The organism is Pontibacter ummariensis (assembly GCF_900188175.1).
Classification (GTDB): Bacteria; Bacteroidota; Bacteroidia; order Cytophagales; family Hymenobacteraceae; genus Pontibacter; species Pontibacter ummariensis.
On record NZ_FZOQ01000011.1, the window covers coordinates 91,995 to 105,999 of the forward strand.

Annotated in this window: 12 protein-coding genes; 7 read left to right on the forward strand and 5 right to left on the reverse strand. The window is 49.9% G+C overall.

Annotated elements, in window-relative coordinates; all coding sequences use genetic code 11:
* The first annotated feature begins 41 nt into the window (after nucleotides 1–41).
* Nucleotides 42–953 carry an AEC family transporter gene (locus CHB92_RS12875; protein WP_089319632.1) on the forward strand — a complete coding sequence of 304 codons (912 nt, stop codon included), beginning with the start codon at nucleotides 42–44 and terminating at the stop codon, nucleotides 951–953.
* Nucleotides 954–1,032: 79 nt separating this feature from the next.
* Here CHB92_RS12875 and CHB92_RS12880 read toward each other — a convergent pair whose 3' ends face one another.
* From CHB92_RS12880 to hemN, 3 genes are all read right to left on the reverse strand, one after another.
* The gene (locus CHB92_RS12880; protein ID WP_245842548.1) at nucleotides 1,033–1,677 is read right to left on the reverse strand and encodes a hypothetical protein; all 645 of its coding nucleotides are present in this window, start codon (nucleotides 1,675–1,677) and stop codon (nucleotides 1,033–1,035) included.
* A 20-nt stretch (nucleotides 1,678–1,697) separates the two neighbouring features.
* Nucleotides 1,698–2,228, reverse strand: coding sequence for a CopD family protein (locus CHB92_RS12885; RefSeq protein ID WP_089319634.1), 531 nt, complete (start codon nucleotides 2,226–2,228; stop codon nucleotides 1,698–1,700).
* 108 nt (nucleotides 2,229–2,336) lie between these two features.
* Complete coding sequence (gene hemN / locus CHB92_RS12890) at nucleotides 2,337–3,719, reverse strand: oxygen-independent coproporphyrinogen III oxidase (RefSeq protein WP_245842550.1); 1,383 nt, start codon at nucleotides 3,717–3,719, stop codon at nucleotides 2,337–2,339.
* Nucleotides 3,720–3,873: 154 nt separating this feature from the next.
* Between hemN and CHB92_RS12895 the strand changes: the two genes are divergently transcribed.
* Both CHB92_RS12895 and CHB92_RS12900 read left to right on the forward strand, forming a co-directional pair.
* On the forward strand, nucleotides 3,874–4,995 hold the full coding sequence (locus tag CHB92_RS12895) for an alanine racemase (RefSeq protein ID WP_089319635.1): 1,122 nt from the start codon (nucleotides 3,874–3,876) through the stop codon (nucleotides 4,993–4,995).
* Nucleotides 4,996–5,045: 50 nt separating this feature from the next.
* A complete protein-coding gene (locus tag CHB92_RS12900) occupies nucleotides 5,046–5,816 on the forward strand; it encodes a glycoside hydrolase family 25 protein (protein ID WP_106219118.1) in 771 nt (256 codons plus the stop codon).
* Nucleotides 5,817–5,889: 73 nt separating this feature from the next.
* Here CHB92_RS12900 and CHB92_RS12905 read toward each other — a convergent pair whose 3' ends face one another.
* Nucleotides 5,890–6,819, reverse strand: coding sequence for a hypothetical protein (locus CHB92_RS12905; RefSeq protein ID WP_089319637.1), 930 nt, complete (start codon nucleotides 6,817–6,819; stop codon nucleotides 5,890–5,892).
* A gap of 368 nt (nucleotides 6,820–7,187) precedes the next feature.
* On the opposite strand from CHB92_RS12905, the gene CHB92_RS12910 reads away from it, so the two are divergent.
* Both CHB92_RS12910 and CHB92_RS12915 read left to right on the forward strand, forming a co-directional pair.
* Nucleotides 7,188–8,714 carry a glycosyltransferase gene (locus CHB92_RS12910; RefSeq protein WP_089319638.1) on the forward strand — a complete coding sequence of 509 codons (1,527 nt, stop codon included), beginning with the start codon at nucleotides 7,188–7,190 and terminating at the stop codon, nucleotides 8,712–8,714.
* Nucleotides 8,715–8,773: 59 nt separating this feature from the next.
* Nucleotides 8,774–10,453: a hypothetical protein gene (locus CHB92_RS12915; RefSeq protein WP_089319639.1), complete on the forward strand. Its 1,680-nt coding sequence runs from the start codon at nucleotides 8,774–8,776 to the stop codon at nucleotides 10,451–10,453.
* Between the two features lie 72 nt (nucleotides 10,454–10,525).
* On the opposite strand, the gene CHB92_RS12920 is transcribed toward CHB92_RS12915, so the two are convergent.
* Nucleotides 10,526–11,587 (reverse strand): NAD-dependent epimerase/dehydratase family protein, encoded by a 1,062-nt coding sequence (locus CHB92_RS12920; protein WP_089319640.1) that lies wholly within the window; start codon nucleotides 11,585–11,587, stop codon nucleotides 10,526–10,528.
* An 808-nt stretch (nucleotides 11,588–12,395) separates the two neighbouring features.
* Here CHB92_RS12920 and CHB92_RS12925 point away from each other — a divergent pair.
* Complete coding sequence (locus CHB92_RS12925; RefSeq protein ID WP_089319641.1) at nucleotides 12,396–13,151, forward strand: nucleotidyltransferase; 756 nt, start codon at nucleotides 12,396–12,398, stop codon at nucleotides 13,149–13,151.
* 2 nt (nucleotides 13,152–13,153) lie between these two features.
* A complete protein-coding gene (locus tag CHB92_RS12930) occupies nucleotides 13,154–13,897 on the forward strand; it encodes a metallophosphoesterase family protein (protein WP_089319642.1) in 744 nt (247 codons plus the stop codon).
* The last annotated feature ends 108 nt before the right edge of the window (nucleotides 13,898–14,005 follow it).

Consider the following 14,005-nt stretch of genomic DNA (forward strand, 5'->3'; position numbering starts at 1 on the left):
CCTGTTCCAGCGTTGACGGCTGGCGCCATAATCCTTTCTACATGAGTAGCTTTATCCTTTTGTTTGGGTGCCTGATCATTGGTATTGTTCTCCAACATGTGCGCGATTTCCCGGTTAACACGCCACAGGTGCTTAACCAGTTTATCATTTATATTTCGCTGCCAGCGCTGGCCCTGTACTTCATCCCCGAGCTGGTGTTGGACAGTACCGCGTTGTTGCCTGTAAGTGTGGCCTGGATCTGCTTCGCCGGTGCGGCGCTGCTTTTCTGGAGCTTGGGAAAATTGCTGGGCTGGTCTAAAAAGTTAATTGGCTGCCTGATCCTTACCGCTGGCCTGGGCAACACCGCCTTTATTGGCTTCCCGGTAATAGAGGCCCTGTATGGGAAGGAGGGTTTAAAAACAGCTATCCTGATTGACCAGCCAGGCACTTTTATGGTGCTGTCCACACTTGGCATTGCGCTGGCCGCTACCTTCTCGAAAGGGGAGGCGAGCACGGGTATCATCACTAAAAAGATCCTGAAGTTCCCTCCCTTTCTTATGTTCCTGTTGGCCCTGGCAATGAACCTGCTGGACCTGCACTTCCCGGATGACCTGAAGGAGGTTTTCCAGCGCCTTGGAAACACGGTGTCGCCTATCGCCTTGGTATCCGTGGGGATGCAGCTGCGCCTCGAGAAACGTAGCAAGCACTGGGGCTTTTTGGCCATAGGGCTTGGCTATCAACTCCTGCTGGCTCCCTTACTGATTTATGTGCTTTTTGTATGGGTACTAGGAGTGCGGGGAGAGGTAGTGCAGGTTTCCGTGATAGAGGCTGCCATGGCGCCTATGATCACAGCCTCTATTGTGGCAGCATCCTATGGGCTGAAGCCCCGCTTGGCTAACATGATGGTCGGCTTTGGCATTCCAATTTCTTTTCTAACACTAGCCATCTGGTATTGGGTAGTGCAGGGACTATAACAAATAGAAAGCTGGAACAGTGGATACAGGCCTCACCTAAAAAAGAAGCATGCGGTTGCCTAAGAAGGAAGCTGGCTTCTTACGCTTCCGGTTCCTGGTAAGTATCCAGCTTGATCTTTTCGATGAGCAGGTAGTTTTTAAACTGATGAATTAACTTGTCCATTTCCCTTTCTTTTAGCTTGAGGGCGCTTACTTCCTCGTCAGAGGTTTGTAGGACCGGACGCAGGCGGTACAAGCTATCCTGCAACTGCGGAATGGCGGCTTCCATGTGCTGTCTTAAATCTTCCTCCTGCGCAAGCAAGAGTCCTTGTTCCAGTTCCTGAATGTACATCTCCAGAAACTCGGCCATATGCCAGGGGTTGTTGGGCTTGTTAAAGGTAAAGTCTGTGTTACAGCGGCGGCAGCGGTACGTGTTGCTACGCCAGCCATGCTCATTGGTGCTGGTGCCGTTTTTTTTCAGCAGGTCTGCCTTGTTGCACTTAGGGCACTGGGTCTTGTCTTCTATGATGTTGTTCAGACGCTCGCGCTTGTCCAGGATCGCTGCTCTGTTCCTGGCATGCTGTAGCAGTTGCGATTCCAGGTTTTGGCAGGCTTTTGTGAGTTGCTCGTGCTCCTGGCTCAGTTCGCCTGTATTCATCAATGTGGCCGCTCTTTTACTAAAGAAGCGAATCAGCCGGATCAGCTCTTTCTCGTTTGCCTTCAGTTCTATATTATGCGTCATCATCAAATATAAGCATTTCGGGGCTAATTACTTTCCCTGATCCGCTTGTAAATACGAATGGCAAGCATCAGTACCACGCTAAAGAGCACGAGGCCAACAATTCCCCATAGCATACTGAGAGAGCTTTTGAGGACGACCAAGAACACAATGCTCACCAGGAAAAGGGTGGCTACTTCGTTCCAGATACGCAACTGCGTGGGGCTGTATTTAAGGATACCCTGTTGCTGCTGCTTAAAGATGCGGTGACACAGGAAATGGTAGATGTAAAGGCCCAGCACAAAACACAGCTTCCAGACCAGCCAGCCCGGGATGCTGCCGTAGAGATACAGCATTGTTAAACCAAAGAGTAGGGTAAGCACGGCGGAAGGCCACGTAATACCGTACCACAGGCGTTTTTGCATCAAAGCAAACTGCCGCTGCAGGATACCCCGCTCTGGCTGAGGTTTTTCGGCGGCCTCAGCATAATAGATAAAGAGGCGCACAATGTAGAATAGGCCGGCAAACCAGGTGACGACAAAAATGATATGCAGCGCCTTTACATAAAAGAAGTTCATGAGAGCGTCATGTGTTTTTGCAAAGGTACTATGAAATAGCAAACTCCCGCGGCCTAAAGCAGGGCCATGGGAGCTTACGGGAATTAACAGCTAGAAGGGGGCGAAAGGCTATACGGAGCGGCTAAAAACAGGTGTCGTAGGCTGCGCAGACCAGAGCCGGGCATCCAGGCACATGGCAATGTTACGGAGGAAAGGCCGGCCAGCCGGAAGAACTTCGATGTGATGCGTGCTATAGTGAAGCAGTCCGTCATCAGCAAGCGGCTGCAGGCGGATGAGCGCATCCACAAAGTAGGGGAGGTCTTCTTCGGACCAGGAGGTCGCCAGGCGGCACATCAGGTTAAGGATGTGCTGTCGTATGAGCAAGTCCTCGGTGGTCAGCTCGTGCCCTTTCAGGATCGGGAGCTTGCCCGTGCTTACCACCTCCTCATAAGCTTCTACCTCTTTCACGTTCTGCATGAAAGCGGTACCGGTGTCGGAGATACTGGAGGCCCCCAGGCCTACCAACAGCTCGGTGTGGCGCGGCGTGTAGCCCATAAAATTACGGTGCAAAAGGCCTTGCCGGGCCGCCAGGTAGAGTTCATCCGTGGGTAGGGCAAAGTGGTCAAGCCCAATCTCCACATAGCCTGCCGCTTCCAACAGCGTACGTCCCAACTCATAAAGACTTCTTTTTTCTGCCAGTGCCGGTAGGTCGGCTTCCGAATAGCGGCGCTGTGCCTTACTTTTCCAGGGCACGTGGGCATAGCTGTAAAAAGCAATGCGCTCCGGCCGTAGCTCTTTTACCTTTTCTATTGTCAGGCGCACGCTTTCAGCAGTTTGGTGCGGTAGGCCATAGATAATGTCGCCGTTGATAGAGGTATAGCCGATAGCCCGGGCAGTGTCGAAGGTCTCCTTGGTTTGCTCAAAGGTTTGAATGCGGTTAATCACAAATTGCACCCGTGGGTCGAAGTCCTGTATGCCTACGCTTAGTCTCCTGAAGCCCAGGTTATACAATACCTGCAGTTGCGCAGCGTTTGTCGCGTTAGGGTGTACCTCTACGCTAAATTCGGCATCGGGCGTTACTTCGGCATTCTCTAACAAGGCCTCCAGCAGCTTCTTCAGGTTCTGGGCGCTGAAAAAGGTAGGGGTGCCGCCACCCAGGTGCAACTCGGCAATGCGTGGTTTTTCCTCAAACACGGCCAGGTACTGCTCCCATTCCTCTAAGAGGGCCTGCATGTAAGGCTCCTCTACGCCATGGTTCTTGGTGATGCGCTTGTTGCAGCCGCAGTAGGTACATAGCTGCTCGCAAAAAGGCAGGTGCAGGTACAGGCTTATTCCCTCAGTTTTATTTGTTTTGTTAAAGGCCCGTTGCACGTGCAGGAACCACCGCTCCTGTGTCAGGGGTTGCTCGTTCCAAAAAGGTACCGTCGGGTAACTGGTATAGCGGGGCGATGGAACATCGTACTTTGCCAGCAGTTCCGTTGGGGTGCTTGTCACAGGTGCAGTCATGGTCATTCTCCTCAAATAAAGTGTTTTACTTTCACAAAGGTCGGGCTAAAGAGGGGCTTGGGAAATGACATTTGTCACCTTCACAGAAAAGCTGGCGTGACTCTTTGCCCTAATATGTGTAACTTCACAAAATTTGCTACAACAATTGCGTTTTTGAACTATGAGATTGAATGTACCTACTCTATTACTGGACAAGAAGAAGAGCCTGGAGAACATCAGGAGGATGGTGGAGAAGGCCCGGAGGAATGGAGTTCGGCTACGCCCTCACTTTAAAACCCATCAGTCAGCGCAGGTAGGCGCCTGGTTCCGCGACTTTGGCGTGGATGCCATCACCGTTTCCTCGTTTCGCATGGCCAACTACTTTGCAAACCAGGGGTGGCAAGACATCATGGTGGCTTTCCCGGCCAATGTGCTGGAAATTGATAGGATAAATGAGCTGGCCTCACGCGTGAAACTGCACGTGGTGGCGGTGAACATAGATACAGTGGAGGCGCTGGCCCATCACCTGCGCCATCCCGTACAGCTTTGGCTGAAGATTGACACCGGCTACCGCCGTACAGGGCTTTTGCCTCATAACCACAGCGAGCTCGATAAGATACTGAACGAAGTAAAGCAAAGCGAGAAACTGCGCTTTGAGGGCTTTGTAGTGCACGATGGCCACACCTACAAGCAAACCGACACCGAAGCGATTCAAACAATTCACAACACCTCGGTGTACCTCCTGCACATGCTGCGGAAACGCTACATGAAGCAGTTCCCTGGACTGCAGCTATCCATAGGCGACACGCCATCCTGCAGCATTTTGGAGAACCTGAGCGGTGTGGACGAGATACGTCCGGGTAATTTCGTGTTTTACGACCTCACACAGCAGCGCATCGGCTCCTGCAGCTTTGATGATATCGCCGTTTGCATGGCCTGCCCTGTGGTGGCCAAACACCCGGAGCGGGGTGAAATCATCCTCTACGGGGGCAGCGTTCATTTTTCAAAAGACTCTTTACTGCAGGAAGACGGCTCTGTGAGCTATGGCCGCATCGTGGAGTTTACAGAAAACGGCTGGACCGCCCCATTGGAGGGCATCGAGCTTGTGTCGCTGTCCCAAGAGCACAGTATCGTGAAAGCCAGTCCCCAGCAGTTCGACAAGTACAAGATCGGCGACATGATGGGGATTTTACCGGTGCACTCCTGCCTTACGGCTGATTTAATGAAGGGGTATGTGACGGTAGAGGGGGAGTACCTGGATCATTTGTCTGGCTTACCACAACAGTGCGAACTGGTTTCTTAAAACCGGGGAGGTAATAAGTATAGTCCAGCCATTCATTGCTACAGCGGAACATGCCTAACCCGATACCTGTAAAACGTAAAGCCCGTCCCAAAAAGAAAAAGCAGCCGGTTCCGGTGCGGTTCTGGGTGGGCCTGGGCGTAATAGGAGTGCTTCTCGTGTTGGTGCTTTATGTGGAAATGTTTGTAGAGAAGCCAAAGCCCGTATGGCCGGAAGGGCACACGATTTACGGAGTGGACGTATCGCATTACCAGCAGGAAATTGATTGGCATAAAGTACGGGAAAGCGAGATGGTCTTTACGTTTATTAAGGCCACAGAAGGGGAGACGCTGAAAGACAAGTTGTTTCAGCAGAACTGGGAGCAGGCAGGCGAGGCTGCCCTTATGCGTGGGGCTTATCATTTTTACCTGCCCTACCTGAGCCCGGAGAAGCAGGCCAAGCACTTTATCAATACCGTCAGTTTAAGCACAGGCGACCTGCCGCCAGTGCTGGACATAGAAGTCAGGGGGCGAAAGTCTGTAAAGCAGTTAAGGGAGGACCTAAGCGTATGGCTACAGTTGGTAGAGGTAGCCTATGGAGCCAGGCCAATCATCTACACCAACTATAAGTTTTACCAGGATTACCTGGCGGGTTACTTTGATACCTACCCGCTCTGGATAGCGCATTACAGGGTACCGAAGCTAAAGCTGGAGAAGAGCAACAAGTTAAACCTTACTTTTTGGCAGCACACCGATGAAGGCACGGTGGAAGGAATAAAAGGGGCCGTGGATTGTAATGTCTTTTACGGCAGCATGCGCGACCTGAAAAGCATCTGTGTGCCCTGATACACTGAGCCAAGAACAAAAGGGGCGCTGCAGATCTGCAGCGCCCCTTTTGTTTAGTCCTGTAGAACCAGGCTTAGTACCTGTCGGAGTTACGGTCGTAGCTTCTGTTCCTTGCCCGATCGTTGTCTCTGGTAAAGCTTCTGTTGGGGTTGTAGTCGTAGTCGCTCTCCGGGTGGCGGAAAAGGTTATTGCCTGTGTTGATGTCCCGGTCGCCATAGGGTCCGCGGTAATAGTCGCTTCTGCCGTATTCGCCGGTACCTCTGTTCATGTTCATCCTGTTGTAAAAATCAGAGGAGCGGGAGTTCCCCTCATCAGACCCATAATTGCCGCCAGTGGTGCGGTTGTAGCCGCTGCCCATGTAGTTGCCCTCTGAGCCGCCGTAGTTCGGCGAGTTATAGCTATCGCGGCTGTTTCGGTCTGTGCCATACATATCGCGGTAACCGCTGCCCGAATTACGGTTGTCGCGGTCGAAATTATAGCGGCCCTGGTCTGAGCCCTGGAACCTTCTGGATGTGCTGGAGCCGTACAAGTCATTGCCACTGTTGCTGCCCATGTTAGAACCGTGGCTGTCGTAGTCGCTTTGATACCCGTAGGCTCTGTGGCCGGCTGGGCTGTAATTGCTTTGGTTTCGCTGGTTGTAAGAACCTCTGCCACTGTCGGCGTTAAAGTTGGTGTCCGAATCGTAGCGCCGCTGTGAAGCGTAGCCCCCTCTGGATGACCCAAAGCCCTGTGCACCGCCATAGCTACCCATACTGCCGTAGTTACGGGAGGTGCTGTAGGTACCGTAAATGTCCTGGTTGCTGGTGTTTCTGGAGCCTCCCATGTCATTGCCCCGGCTTCCCCAGTTTCCAGAGTTTCCCTCGTTTCTGTAGGTTCCTTGCCTGGAGGCACCATAATCATCGAAACGGTTCATGTTGTCATTCTCTGGATGGCGGTAGCGCTCTGAGCGGTGCGTTTGGAAGCCGCTGTTGTTACCGTAGCGGTCAGACTGGTTTCTGTTCATAGCTAGTAGGTTTTATTTATAGAATGTTTACCATTTCTAACGGATAGAAGTGGGAGGGGTTTAGCCTTTTCAGGCTATCCCACCAGATAAGCTGCGCTTAAATCTGACTGTGGTTATCAATGCTCAGGCTGTGCCAGCTCATGCCTTGTTGGTGCAACATTTTTTAACCAACTGTTGCTCTAGCCGTAGTATGTGAACAACAGTAAACCCTCTATTTGGGAGCAAGCTCTGCAGGTAAAGCTTTTTATGTGTAATGGAGTGTAAGGCAACGCTACTGGCTTAAGTTGACCTATACCCTGTTATGGCATATGCCGAACAGAATTGCTTGAGCTCCAAAGGAGTTCGGGAAGTACTGAAACTATCGTGCAATGGGAGATAACGAGTTACTAGATACCCTTCAACAACGTGAGCAGTTTAGGGAGCACTATTGGCATAAGAAGGACCCTATTCTTCAGGAAAGGCTCCTATGGAGAGCGCAGACGTTCAGGCAACTGATTCACCTGCTACCAGGCCAGTCAATTTTAGAGCTGGGGTGCGGTAGCGGCGTTTTTACAAGGGAACTACACAGAGTATCAAAAAGCGAGAACCCAATAACAGCAGTGACTTTCCAGGAGCAGGTGCCTGAAGAGCCTGAAAAATCACTGATTGAGTTTCTTAGCCTTTCCTCTTTCCCTGGTCCGCTTCAGAACAAGACCTTTGATCATATCATTATCATGGACCTGGTGGATGAGACGAACAGCTCTTGGTTCCTAGAGAACGTCTATGCCTTGCTGAAACCGGGAGGACAGGTAACGTTCTATGAGAGTAATCCCAAAAACCCTTTTCTGAAAGGAAGGAATTTTCTAAACAGGTTTTCTAATAAAACAGACCGTAGAAAGCTTCTAAGTCGGTCGGAACTGAGCAGGTCTGTTCGGGAAGCGGGCTTTGTAAACGTAGTAGCCGTCTATAATGACTTTGTGTACGCCCCTCTCACTCCAAAAGGGGTTTGGTGGCTCCGTAACCTGTCCACCTTGTTGGAGAATCTCTCCCCGATCGATTCATTTGCGGGTGCCATCCTGCTTCATGCCCAGAAGGCCCCGCAAGAGACAATAGAGCCAAACCAAAGTCTTTGCCAGCATAAAGAACTGGCAGGCGCTGTCTCTGTTGTGGTGCCCTGTCATAACGAGGAAATGAACATAACCTCACTTGTTACCGGACTTTTAACTTTTTATGGAGACTATCTCCATGAGATCATTCTGGTGGATGACAACAGCAAGGATAACACCAGGTGCGTAATTGAGCAGTTGGCAGAGAAGTACCCGCTGATCAAACCGGTTTTCAGAAAGCCCCCCAACGGAGTGGGGCGCGCCATCAGGGACGGGTACAGGGTGGCAACAGGAAAATACATCCTGTCGATGGACTGCGATTTCCAGCACCTCTTGCCAGAACTGCGGGACATTTTTAATGCTGCCGTAAGAGGTGTGGATGTGGCAATCGGGAGCCGCTTTTCGCGTAGAAGCGTCTTACTCAATTATCCTTTTCAGAAGATTATAGCTAACAGGGGCTTTCATTTTCTGGCCCGTCTCATATTGGGTAAGAAGTTCAGAGACCTGACAAACAACCTGAAACTGATCCGGAAAGAGGTCGTAGATAACCTTCAGCTTACCCAAACTGACTTTGCCATTAATGCGGAAACCGGCCTTATGCCTTTGCTGATGGGGTATAGGGTGAGGGAAGTGCCCATCTCATGGGTTAACAGGACACCTGACATGGGGGTGTCTTCCTTTAAGCTTTTTAAGGTAGGCGGCGGGTATTGGCGGGTGCTTTACCAGCTTTGGGTGAAGAAGATGTTTAATAACAATAGCTATTATCCTGCTATCAGGCTTAAAGGCGTGAAAAAAGTACAACTGCCTTAGTCTTACAGGAGATTCTCAACATCTCCAGAACAAAGAAATCCAGCATTAGTCTGAAGAATATGTCAAAAGAGAATGGACTTCCAGTGCGCTCTTACTGGGAGTATGTGCTGCCTGCCCTGGCAATAGTTTCACTGCTTATCTCATGCGCTTTTGTATCGTCCAAAAAGATCTTCTGGAACGACGAACTGTACTCCTATTACTTTACTTCCGATCCTTCCTTTACAGGGATGCTGGCGGCCTTCCATGATAAGATAAACAACACGCCCTTTTTGTACTTCCTGCTTGGATGGACATGGGACAAAGCCTTTGGGTCCTCGGAACTGTCCCTGCGCCTGTTTTCCTCCTTAGGGATGTGTGCCGCCTTAGTGGCAACCTGGGTAGTGGTCAGGAGGCACTTTCGTTTCTGGGCTACTGCTACGGGTGTATTAGGCATTTTCTGTACTTCTGAAGTGATTTTGATCCAGAATGCAGAGGCAAGAATGTATGGGTTGTTTATAGCGCTTTGTGCAGCGGGGCTTTTGCTGTATGACCAGTTCTACAGGCAGAGCAGGCCAACAACAAAGTTGCTCGTCCTGAATGCGTGTGTACATATGGCCATCATACACACGCATCTGTTCGGGGGGTTCTACAGCGGAACAATATTGGTCGCTTTGCTGGTGTCCGATTGGTTCTTTAACACCTTCAGGTTAAAGATTTACTTGTCTATTGTCCTCAGCTGGTTCACCATCTTACTGTACATCCCTTCCTTTTTGATCCAGGCAGATGCTGGTAAACCACGCACCTGGCTTCCGGAACCCTTGCTACGGGACCTGTTGGATATGTTGAATTTCGGTGCTTCCCCGTTTTTACACCAAACGCTGTTGGTGATTCTTCTGATTCTGTCCGTATGCCTTTTTTTCGCTAAGGAAGCGGTGCGCAGCGCAGGTATTGTCGTACCAGAACCAGTAACCGAGAGTCGTTCCAAGGTCCCGATCATGGTCTTTGCGCTTTCTTTTGTGTTACTTCCTATTTTTATATGGATCATATCAAAGACGATAAAACCCATTCTGTGGGACAGGTACATGATTCCGAGTGCGTTAGGATGGGTGATTATGCTTGCGTATTTTTCTTCCAAACTTTTATCTATCCCTCCTTTCAGGAAGCAGCTATATTTTGGTGCCGGAAGATATAAGTATCTCCCAACCTTAACGTTTCTGTTTTCAGTATTGGTGCTTTCCTCCTATTTTCTGTCCCGGCCGCTACTTTATGCGAGGTCTTTTGGGAAGCAGTTCAAGCCAGGACGAAATGAAACACCCGTCAGGTACAAAAACTTGCCAATTGTTGTGCAATTTTCCAGGCCATTTCTGGAGCGCATTCACTACGCACCTAATCCTGAACGATATTATTTTATTACCGATTGGGAAGTGGCGGTTGATAAACACAGTGGCTTGTTTAGTCCACAGGAGTACAAGCACTTGGTTGCCATTAAACGCAACTACCCTGAAATATTTAAGGACAATATTCTAACGACTGAGGAGTTCCTGCAGCGTTATGACAGGTTCTTGGTTCTAGACCACCCGGATTATAAAAGAAAATGCCCCCCTGCTCCAAAGGGGCTTGAAGAGGCACGCGAATGGACGGATGTGCATTGTCCGCGATGGGTCGAGATGAGGTTGTTGAACAATGACGACTATAAAGTAACTTTCCTGAACGACGACCATTGGTTTGCTGTGTTGTTGGTTGAAAGGAGGAAAAACTAACGAAACATGCTCCATGTAATGCAACAAAGTTTGCATTACATGGAGCATGTCAAGTATAGGCGGTATTGTTTTCTAAGCCTTTACAGCCAACCTGTTCTCCCAACTCGTATAAATCTCCTGAAAAATATCATGCAGGGATTTAGTTATCTCCCAGTTTGGGTAGTGCGTTTTGATTTTAGTCAGGTCGCTATAGTAGCAGATGTGGTCGCCTATGCGGCTTTCGTCTACGTACGTATACTTCATTTCCTGACCTGAGAAGTTCTCAATCAGCTGGAAAGCCTCTAAGATAGAGATAGCGTTTTGCGCACCGCCACCGATGTTGTACACTTCTCCTTTTCTCGGATTTTGAATGAACTCGTAGCAAAAGCGAGCTACATCGTAGGAGTGTATGTTGTCGCGCACCTGCTTGCCTTTGTACCCATACACTGTGTACTCCTTTCTCTCCAGATTACATTTGATGAGGTAGCTTAAAAAGCCATGTAATTCCACGCCAGAGTGATTGGGACCTGTGAGGCAACCGCCTCTGAGGCAACAGGTAGGCATACCGAAGTATCGGCCATATTCCTGCACCATAACGTCGGCCGCCGTTTTAGAGGCACCAAACAAGGAGTGCTTGCTTTGGTCTATTGGCAACGTCTCAGGTATACCGTTGTGGTATTTAGGGTCATCATATGCCCATCGGGTGTCTTCTTCTCTCAGCGCAATGGTGTTAGGCCGGTCGCCATAAACTTTGTTGGTGGAAAGATGTACAAAAGGCACGTTCACACTGTAGCGCCTGAGCCCTTCCAGCAAATTAAGTGTACCCACCGCGTTGATGTCAAAGTCATCGAAGGGAATAGACAAAGCCTTGTCATGGCTGGGCTGGGCTGCTGTGTGTACAATAGCATCCGGCTTTACCTCGGCAATTTTGCTCAGAACATCCTGCCTGTTGCGTATGTCCAGTTCGTGGTGCGTAAACTGCGCTAAACTTTTTTCAAGCCTCTTCTGGCTCCAGCGGGTATCTCCGGAGGGACCAAAAAAGCGTGCCCGCATGTTGTTGTCCACCCCATGCACCTCCCATCCCAGGTTACCAAAAAAAGTACATACCTCTGATCCAATAAGGCCAGAGGAGCCGGTCACTAATATTCTGTTCATGATTCTTGTATGTTTTTTTTCATTATTAAGCTAAGAGAAGGTATCAGGACACGTTACACAACTCAAGCATCGCACCTTCCTTATGGGTAAGACTATTATCTGCCCCAGCGGGATAAAGGCTTTCATTGCTAAATCAGGGCTCGGGCAAAGGTTAGGTACGTATAGTTTGTAGCTAACCTTTGTACTATAATTAACTTTAATAGTTTCAAGCAAAGCTGTTTGGTGCTTGGGATATGTCTACTTCTAGTACTTGCTGTCACAGCAATGTTGTGCTGTTTTGCTAACCAAAGAAGAAGGGGCGGTCAGTGGAAAGCCATCGCTAAGCGCCAGGCAAAATCTTCGGTGGTACTGTAGCGGGTGCCATGGCAGCGTTTTCTTGAGAGGTTGAATTGCATAAACACAGAAGGATAGTATGGATAGGTTCACACTATTGCCCAAGGGCTTCTAAGTGAGCAACTGTAGGTTGAAAAGCTTAGGCTGTGGTGCGATCCTCAAAGCAAACGATATAAACTGCAGAGCAAAAGCAGAATGCGCCAGATGCTTTGCATATTCGAAGGTGCAGGATCAGTGCAGAAATAGGGGCTTCCATTTGAATATTGCTAAAAGAATCTCTTTAACCGGCAAAGCTTGTCCTTGCATTATAAGGCTGTAAGTCTAAAGGAGGCAACAAACGTCGGGTAAATTAGTACAAGAATCTTACCCCGCACTGGTAAGAGTAATGCAAAACACACCACCCTGCAGTTTTGCCTGGCTCCGGTGCCGATGCCACTTTCAGGTGGCTTTGTTCAAAAGTTATAGTAGAAGCAGAATGTCAAAACCAATAGAAGTAAAGGACGGATTAAGCCGGCAGGCAGTCCATGATTTTTATAAGGAAGCCCTCCAGTTACTCTCGCAGAGCGATGCTAGTTTTCTGGTGGGAGGGGGCTTTGCACTCCGCCTGTACACCGACATCATGCGCGATACCAAGGACCTGGATATTTTCTGCAAGTCCGGGGATACGCCGCGCATCCTGAAGCAGTTCAAGGAGAACGGCTATGAAACGGAGCTCACCGATGCCCGGTGGCTGGCTAAGGCCATCAAAGGGGAGCACTTTATGGATATCATCTTCAACAATCCGGGAAATCATTGCGCTGTGGACGACAGCTGGTTTCAGCGGGCTGTGGAGAGCGAGATGCTGGGGATAAAGGTACGGGTGATTCCGGCAGAGGCCCTCATCTGGTCGAAGCTTTACGTGCAGAACCGGGAGCGTTATGACGGAGGCGACATTAACCATATCCTGCTCCGGTACGGAAAAAACCTGGACTGGAAATGGTTATGGAAAAACATAGAGGTGCATTGGCAACTACTGCTGGCACAGCTGCTTTCCTTTCAGTTCGTGTACCCCTCAGAGCGGGACATTATTCCAAAATGGCTTTTCGAGGAGCTGCTGACGCGGGCCAGAGAGCAGTTTGAGATGCCCCCACCCGTAGAGAAGATTTGCCGCGGCCCGCTTATAGACCAGACGCAGTATCAAACCGATGTAACCGAATGGGACTACAAGGTCGTGACCATTCGATCAGTATAAGCATGGCTAAAGCAAAGGAGCATAAAACTAAAATAGCTGCAGTAGGGGATATCCACGTCCGGGAAACAGACCGCGGGAAGTGGAAGGAGTATTTTAAACTGGTCTCGGAGAAGGCGGATGTGTTGCTGCTCTGTGGGGACCTGACCGATACAGGGCGGGTATCTGAGGCAGAGGTGCTGGCAGAGGAGCTCAAGAACTGCACTATACCTGTAATAGCGGTCCTGGGAAACCACGATTATGAGCGGGAGCACCCTAAAGGTATCCGGAAGGCACTGGTAAGCGAGAACTTCCACTTGTTAGATGGCGATTATGTCATAATCGGGGATGTAGGGTTTGCGGGCGTAAAAGGCTTTGGCGGCGGCTTTGATAAAGCCATGTTGGGTATGTTTGGAGAGCAGATGGTCAAAAGCTTTGTGCAGGAGGCTGTAGACGAGTCGCTGAAGCTGGACAATGCCTTGGCACGCTTAGACAGCGAACATACAAACCTGAAAAAAATAGCTGTGCTGCACTATGCCCCTATCAAGACCACTGTGGTAGGAGAGCCGGAGCAGGTATTCCCCTTTCTGGGATGTTCCAGACTAGCCGAACCGTTGAATCGCAGAGGTGTGCTCGCTGCCTTCCACGGGCATGCACATGTCGGCACGCTGGAGGGGGAGACAGCGAAGGGCGTGAAAGTGTTTAACGTATCAAAGCCCCTGCTCCAGCAGGAAGGCTATGATCCACAGGTATATATATTAGAGGTTTAAACGAGACCTCCACACAACAGAAAAGCCGCAGGCATGCCCGCGGCTTTTCTGTTGTGTGGAGCTTACGCTATCTACCTATTCTTCTGCCCTTTGGCGTGATTTAGGGCG

Excerpts from the sequence above, each read along its gene's own strand:
- CHB92_RS12875 (WP_089319632.1), top strand. The coding sequence starts at position 42 with ATGAGTAGCTTTATCCTTTTGTTTGGGTGCCTGATCATTGGTATTGTT.
- CHB92_RS12880 (WP_245842548.1), bottom strand. The coding sequence starts at position 1,677 with ATGATGACGCATAATATAGAACTGAAGGCAAACGAGAAAGAGCTGATC.
- CHB92_RS12885 (WP_089319634.1), bottom strand. The coding sequence starts at position 2,228 with ATGAACTTCTTTTATGTAAAGGCGCTGCATATCATTTTTGTCGTCACC.
- hemN (WP_245842550.1), bottom strand. The coding sequence starts at position 3,719 with ATGACCATGACTGCACCTGTGACAAGCACCCCAACGGAACTGCTGGCA.
- CHB92_RS12895 (WP_089319635.1), top strand. The coding sequence starts at position 3,874 with ATGAGATTGAATGTACCTACTCTATTACTGGACAAGAAGAAGAGCCTG.
- CHB92_RS12900 (WP_106219118.1), top strand. The coding sequence starts at position 5,046 with ATGCCTAACCCGATACCTGTAAAACGTAAAGCCCGTCCCAAAAAGAAA.
- CHB92_RS12905 (WP_089319637.1), bottom strand. The coding sequence starts at position 6,819 with ATGAACAGAAACCAGTCTGACCGCTACGGTAACAACAGCGGCTTCCAA.
- CHB92_RS12910 (WP_089319638.1), top strand. The coding sequence starts at position 7,188 with ATGGGAGATAACGAGTTACTAGATACCCTTCAACAACGTGAGCAGTTT.
- CHB92_RS12915 (WP_089319639.1), top strand. The coding sequence starts at position 8,774 with ATGTCAAAAGAGAATGGACTTCCAGTGCGCTCTTACTGGGAGTATGTG.
- CHB92_RS12920 (WP_089319640.1), bottom strand. The coding sequence starts at position 11,587 with ATGAACAGAATATTAGTGACCGGCTCCTCTGGCCTTATTGGATCAGAG.
- CHB92_RS12925 (WP_089319641.1), top strand. The coding sequence starts at position 12,396 with ATGTCAAAACCAATAGAAGTAAAGGACGGATTAAGCCGGCAGGCAGTC.
- CHB92_RS12930 (WP_089319642.1), top strand. The coding sequence starts at position 13,154 with ATGGCTAAAGCAAAGGAGCATAAAACTAAAATAGCTGCAGTAGGGGAT.